Below are 5,555 nucleotides of genomic sequence, written 5' to 3'. Positions count from 1 at the left end.
GGGCCACCCTCCCCCGCAGGGGGGGGAGGGAAGGCCCGCGTCCTCCGGCAGAAACTCGCCGGATTCCGGCATATCCGTTTGCCCGTCCCGCCCGCTCATGCCGCCACCTCCGGAGGCACGGGCGCATGCAGGGCCACGTAGGTCAGCCGCGCGGGGGAATACCCCGTCGCCCGGTGCAGGTCGTCGAAGGCATGCGCCCGGGCGATGCAGGCGCCGGCCTCCCGCACGCGGGGGTCGTCGGCCGGCTGCTCGAAGGCGCGGCCGTTGCGCAGCCAGCGAATGGGCTCAGGGTCATCGCGAAAAGCCCGGATCATCGCGATGGTGGGGTGGGCGGGACCGCCATGGGCGTGGATGCGATGGCCGGCCGCGTCGTCGTCGAAGAGCAGGCGGGTGAGGCCCAGCGCCCGCGCCTCCAGCACGCGCCGCCCCTGCGCCACGTGGTCGTCGAAGAAGGCCACGGTCGCTCCCGGATCGAGGCCGGACCAGTCGGCCGCCGACCAGTCGGTGGTCGCGTAGCGGGCAGCCGGGTCGCGGTAGTGCAGGCCGGAGAGGTCGGGGTCGTGGCAGAAGATCGCGGCGTCCGGGCAGGCCTGCCGGATCACCCAGGTGGTGAGCCCGCGAAACACCCCGGATTCGATGACGCAGCGGGGTTGGAGCGCCCGCATCGCCACGTAGAGCTGGAGCGCGCCGTTGAAGCCGCTGCCGCCCCGGCGCTGGCGCACGGGGGTTTTGGGGATCAGGTCCCAGAACCGCCGCACGTCCTCGCGCACGTCACCGGGGCCTGAGATGCCGGAGGCGGCCAGATCCCGGCCCAGGCTGTCGGCCGCGGCCGACAGCAGCGCCTCGACCTCGCGCGCGGAGGTCGGGCGGTGCGACCAGTCGGGGGCGGCCGGGACGAGGTCGTAGCCGAGGCGGTCGAACAGGGGCGACAGCACCCGGCGGCGCAGGCGTTCCAGGGTGCGGGAGGGCCGGGGGGTCATGCGACGCGCCGCGCCTGCGCCGGGCCGAGGCGGACGCGGTGGCCGGGCTCCACGCTCTCCATCCGCCCGGCCTCGTCGGGTCCGAGCCGGTAGGGCTCCGGCCAGCAGGCGGGGTCGGAGAGGTCGCCGCTCACCGCCGCGAAGTCGAGGGGATGGTCGAGGCTGGGGTCGGGCACGGCGGCCAGCAGCGCCCGCGTGTAGGGGTGGGCGGGCGCCCGGAACAGGGCGGCGCGGGGCGCTTCCTCCACGATGCGGCCCCGGCACATCACGCTGATCGCATCGGCCATGTAGTCGATCACCGCGAGGTTGTGGGAGACGATCAGGTAGGACAGGCCGAGCGCCCCTTGCAGGTCCTTGAGCAGGTTGAGGATCTGGGCCTGGACCGACACGTCGAGGGCCGAGACCGGCTCGTCCAGAACCAGGAGCCGCGGCTCCAGGGCGAGCGCCCGGGCGATGCCGATGCGCTGGCGCTGGCCGCCGGAGAAGGCGTGGGGGTAGCGCGAGAGGGCGCCGGCATCCAGGCCCACCATCGCCATCAGTTCGCGCGTCCGCGCCCGGCGGTCCGTGGCGGCGATGCCGTGGATCTCCATCGGCTCGGTGAGGATCTGGCGCACCGTCATGCGCGGATCGAGGGACGCGTAGGGGTCCTGGAACACGAACTGCACCGCGCGGCGATAGGCGAACAGGTCGCCGTCGGCCAGCCCGTGCACGTCGCGCGGGCCGGCGCCGTCGTCGAACAGGATGCGGCCGGAATCGGGCTTGAGCGCCCGCATCACCATCTTCGACACGGTGGTCTTGCCGGAGCCCGATTCGCCCACCAGCCCGAGGGTCGTCCCGGCCGGAATCGCCAGGGACACGTCCGCGACCGCCCGCACGACGCGCGGCCGGTCCCAGAGCCGGCCGGCGCGCAGGGTGAAGCTCTTGCTGATGCCCTCGACCCGCAGGATCGGCCCCGCGGGGGCTGCGGCCGGCGCGCGCGCGGGGATCACGGCGTCGGCCGGGCGGATCGGGGTAAGGCGTTCCCCCGGCGCCATGTCGAAGCGGGGCACGGCGTGGAGCAGGGCGCGCAGGTAGGCGTGGCCGGGCTTGCGCATCACCACGTCGCGGGGGCCCGATTCCACGAGGCGCCCGCGGTAGAGCACCGCCACGTCGTGGGCCATGTTGGCGACGACGCCGAGGTCGTGGGTGATGAGCAGGATCGACATCCCGGTCTCGTCCTGGAGCCGGGCCAGCAGGGCGAGGATCTGCGCCTGCGTCGTCACGTCGAGCGCCGTGGTCGGCTCGTCGGCCACCAGCAGGGCGGGCTTCAGGATCAGCGCCATGGCGATCATCGCGCGCTGGCGCAGCCCCCCGGAGAGCTCGAACGGGTAGGTGCGCAGGGCCCTGTCCGGATCGGGGAAGCCCACCCGCGCCAACGCCTCGCGGGTACGCGCATCCGCCTCCCGCCGGCCGGCGCCGGTATGGACGCGCAGCGCCTCGCCGACCTGGTCGCCGATGCTGTGCAGCGGCGAGAGGCAGGTCATCGGCTCCTGGAAGATCATCGCGACGGATCGCCCGCGCAGGGCCCGCATGGCGCGCCCGTCCGGGGGCAGGGCGGCGATGTCGGTTTGCGCGGCCCCGTCCTCGAACAGGATGCGCCCGCCCGTGATCGCCGCCGTGCGCGGCAAAATCCGCAGGATCGCCTGGGCCGTCACCGACTTGCCCGAGCCCGATTCACCGACCAGCGCCAGCGTCCGCCCCCGCGCCACGTCGAGGGAGAGGCCGTGCAGGGCCGTGAACGTCTCGCCCTGGTTGCGGAACGCCACCGTGAGGTCGCGGATGGACAGGAGCGGGTTCACGAGGCCCTCGCATGCCGGCCGGGGGCCGATACTGGCCCCGCGCCGGCGCCCACGTCCACAGGAGCCGCGCGGAACAGGTGTCGCGGGTCGCAGACCGTCACGGCCGGATGGCCGAACAGGACGGGCAGCCATTCGGCGAGGAAGGCCCACAGCGCCGCGTCGTGGGCGAGGTGGTGGGTCAGGAGGCCGATGGGGCGCATCGGGCTCCGCTCGATCAGCCGGGTCAGGCGGTCGATGAGATGCTCGGGGTCGTCCAGCGATCGGCTGCCGCGCCAGTCGATCGGATCGAGCTGCGCGTCGGCCCGGAAGAGGCCGGGGACGGGCGGGCCGTCCGCCGCCGACAGCCCGGCATAGCCGAGGCCTGGGAGCGCCGCCTCGAGGTCCGGCGCGAGGCGGTTCCAGGGGGGCACGAAGACCGGCAGCAAGGCTTCGGCCGAGAGACGTGCGCGGGCGAGCCGCAGCGCCTCGGTCGCATCCGCGAGCAGGGCCGGCAGCGGCCTGTGAGGACCGAACTCGGCGGGTTTTTCGCCCGGCAGGGCATGATCCGAATGGGCGAGGCCGTGCACGGCGACGCTCACCCCGCGGGCTCGGTGCAGGCGCTCGGTCAGCGACGGCGCGATCCGGGCCGGGATCGCGGCCAGCAGCAGCGGCACGGCGTGGGCCTCGGCCAGCCCCAGGAGGCGGTCCAGGGCCGGGGTCGCGGCGACCGCGTCGTCGTCCCGCCACCACATCGGCACCCGGATGCCGCGGGCGCCGGCCGCGTAGAGGGTCGCGCGCAGGCGGTCCAGGGCCGGACGCCCGCGCGATGCCCGTTCCGGGCGGCGCGCCAAGTCTTCGATGAATGCGACCGTGCGGGCGGCGCCGTCGAGGTCCAGGCCGTGCGGGCCGGGCCTGGGCTCGGCGAGGGCGGCCGTGACGCCGCGCAGGAGGCCCGCCGCGTCGAGGCCGGCCTCCGGCAGCACCTGCGCCAGCCCGCGCTCCGCGAGGCGTTCGGCCCGCAGGCGCTGCTCGGTCTCGCGCCCGGCTTCGAAGGGGACGAGCAATGCGGGCGTGCCCGTGGCCAGCAGGTCCACGGCGGTGTTGTAGCCGCACTGGCTGACGGAGAGGGCCGCGCGCGCCAGCAAGGCCCGGTAGTCGGGCCGCGCGCGGGCCAGCACGCCCGCGCCCAAGCCCCGGCCCATCGCCAGAAGGTCCGATTCGGGGATGCCGTGGCCGGCCAGGATCGTCCAGCCGAGGTCGGGGCGCAGGCGGGCGGCCTCCGCGGCGGCGCGCAGGAGGCCGAGCCCGGCCGCGCTCGATCCGGCCGAGACCAGGATGCCGGCGCGGGAGCCGCCCGCGGTCACGGCCGCCCCCTCGTCGACGTAGCCGGTGTAGCGCAGCTTTTCGCGCAACGGATCGTCCACCGGCCAGGAGGCGGCGAGCGGCACGAGGCCGGGATCGCCGTGGACGAGCACCGCGTCGTAGAGGCGGGCGATCCGCTCGTGCGTCTCCCGCACCCGGCCGGGCTTCTCCGGCGCCACCAGCACGTCGCGGATCGAGGCCAGCAGCAGGAGGCGCGGGCGGCGGGCGGAGGCGGCCTCGGCCAGCGCCAGGAACTCGGCGGCCAGCGCCCGGCGGCCGAAGGGGAACAGCTCGGTCACGACCGCGTCGGGGGCCGTCTCCGCGAGGGCGTCGAGGAGCATCGCCCGCCGCAGGGCCAGGGTCCCGGGCTCCGCCTCGCGGCCCTGCGCGTCGAGGAGGCGCCCGAACTCCGTGCCGCGCACGTGGAGCGGCGGAAGCTGGATGAGGCGCACCCCATCGAGCCGCACCAGGGGCGCCGGCGCACCGCCGGAGACCAGCACGGTCTCGTGGCCGGCGGCCGCCGATGCGCGGGCGAGCGCCGCCGCGCGGGTGAGGTGCCCCGCCCCGAGGAGATGCGTCACCGCGATCAGGACGCGCATGCGTGAGCCTCCCGCGTCTGCGGGGCCGACACCGTGGACGCGGGCGCCAGGCCGGCGCTGGCGCGCAGGCGGGTCTCGATGAGGTCGATGCCCGCGGCGATGGAAAACTCCCGCGCGAGCCGGGCCCGGGCGGCCTCGGCCATACGCTGCCGCCCGGCCGGGTCGCGGGCGAGGGCACCGACGGCGGCCGCGAGTGCGGCCGGATCGCCGGGGCGGACCAGTGTCCCGTGGAGGCCGTGCACGATGAATTCCGGCGTGCCGGCGAAGTCGGTCGCCAGGATCGGAAGCCCCTGGCTTGCCGCCTCCATCAGCACGTTGGGCAGGCCGTCGCGGTCGCCGGACGGCGCGGGCTTGGCCGGCAGCACGAACAGGTCGGCCGCCCGCATCGCCGCGATCACCGCCGGCTGTGCCTGCGCCCCGCGGAATTCCACGCGCTGCCACAGGCCGCGCGCCCGCACGCCGGCCTCCAGGTCCCCGCGCAGTTCGCCACCGCCGATCAGCACGAGGCGCCAGTGCAGGGCGGCGGGGAGGGCGGCGAGCGCCGCGATCAGGTCGTCATGGCCCTTCTTGGCCACCAGCCGGCCGACGCAGAGGATCTGCAACGGGTCGTCCGGGTCCGCCCCGTCGCGCGGCGGACGGGCGGGCGGCGGCGGGAAGCGGGCGAGGTCGAGGCCGTGATAGGCGAGGGTGATGGGGCCGGGGTTTGGCACCGCGCGCTTCCCTCCCCCCTCTGCGGGGGAGGGTGGCCCGCGAGCTAAGTCGGTAAAGGGGAGCGCGTTGTCCGGATACGGCGCTCC

Annotated in this window: 4 protein-coding genes; all 4 read right to left on the bottom strand. The window is 75.6% G+C overall.

Annotation, left to right across the window (positions count from 1 at the left end; translation table 11 throughout):
• Positions 1-95: 95 nt before the first annotated feature.
• Entirely contained in the window at positions 96-980 is an 885-nt protein-coding gene (locus COGEMETH_RS05420) for a hypothetical protein (protein WP_238181588.1), read from the bottom strand.
• Positions 977-2,818, bottom strand: coding sequence for an ABC transporter ATP-binding protein (locus tag COGEMETH_RS05415; RefSeq protein ID WP_238181587.1), 1,842 nt, complete (start codon positions 2,816-2,818; stop codon positions 977-979). Before COGEMETH_RS05415 ends, COGEMETH_RS05420 begins: the two co-directional genes overlap by 4 nt.
• Positions 2,815-4,758, bottom strand: a complete 1,944-nt coding sequence (locus COGEMETH_RS05410) for a glycosyltransferase (RefSeq protein WP_238181586.1) — start codon at positions 4,756-4,758, stop codon at positions 2,815-2,817. The genes COGEMETH_RS05415 and COGEMETH_RS05410 overlap by 4 nt, the downstream gene beginning before the upstream one ends.
• Positions 4,746-5,555, bottom strand: an 810-nt coding sequence (locus COGEMETH_RS05405; RefSeq protein ID WP_444980407.1) for a glycosyltransferase, incomplete at its 5' end; no start/stop codon positions are given. The genes COGEMETH_RS05405 and COGEMETH_RS05410, both read right to left, overlap by 13 nt.

The sequence above is a fragment of the Methylobacterium trifolii genome (genome assembly GCF_022179685.1).
Taxonomy (GTDB): Bacteria; Pseudomonadota; Alphaproteobacteria; order Rhizobiales; family Beijerinckiaceae; genus Methylobacterium; species Methylobacterium trifolii.
The sequence above is the reverse complement of the archived record's forward strand: the minus strand, read 5'-3'. Positions and strand labels throughout refer to the sequence as shown.

What these genes read in the sequence shown, in the direction of transcription:
- COGEMETH_RS05420 (WP_238181588.1), bottom strand. Translation starts at nt 980, where the DNA reads ATGACCCCCCGGCCCTCCCGCACCCTGGAACGCCTGCGCCGCCGGGTG.
- COGEMETH_RS05410 (WP_238181586.1), bottom strand. Translation starts at nt 4,758, where the DNA reads ATGCGCGTCCTGATCGCGGTGACGCATCTCCTCGGGGCGGGGCACCTC.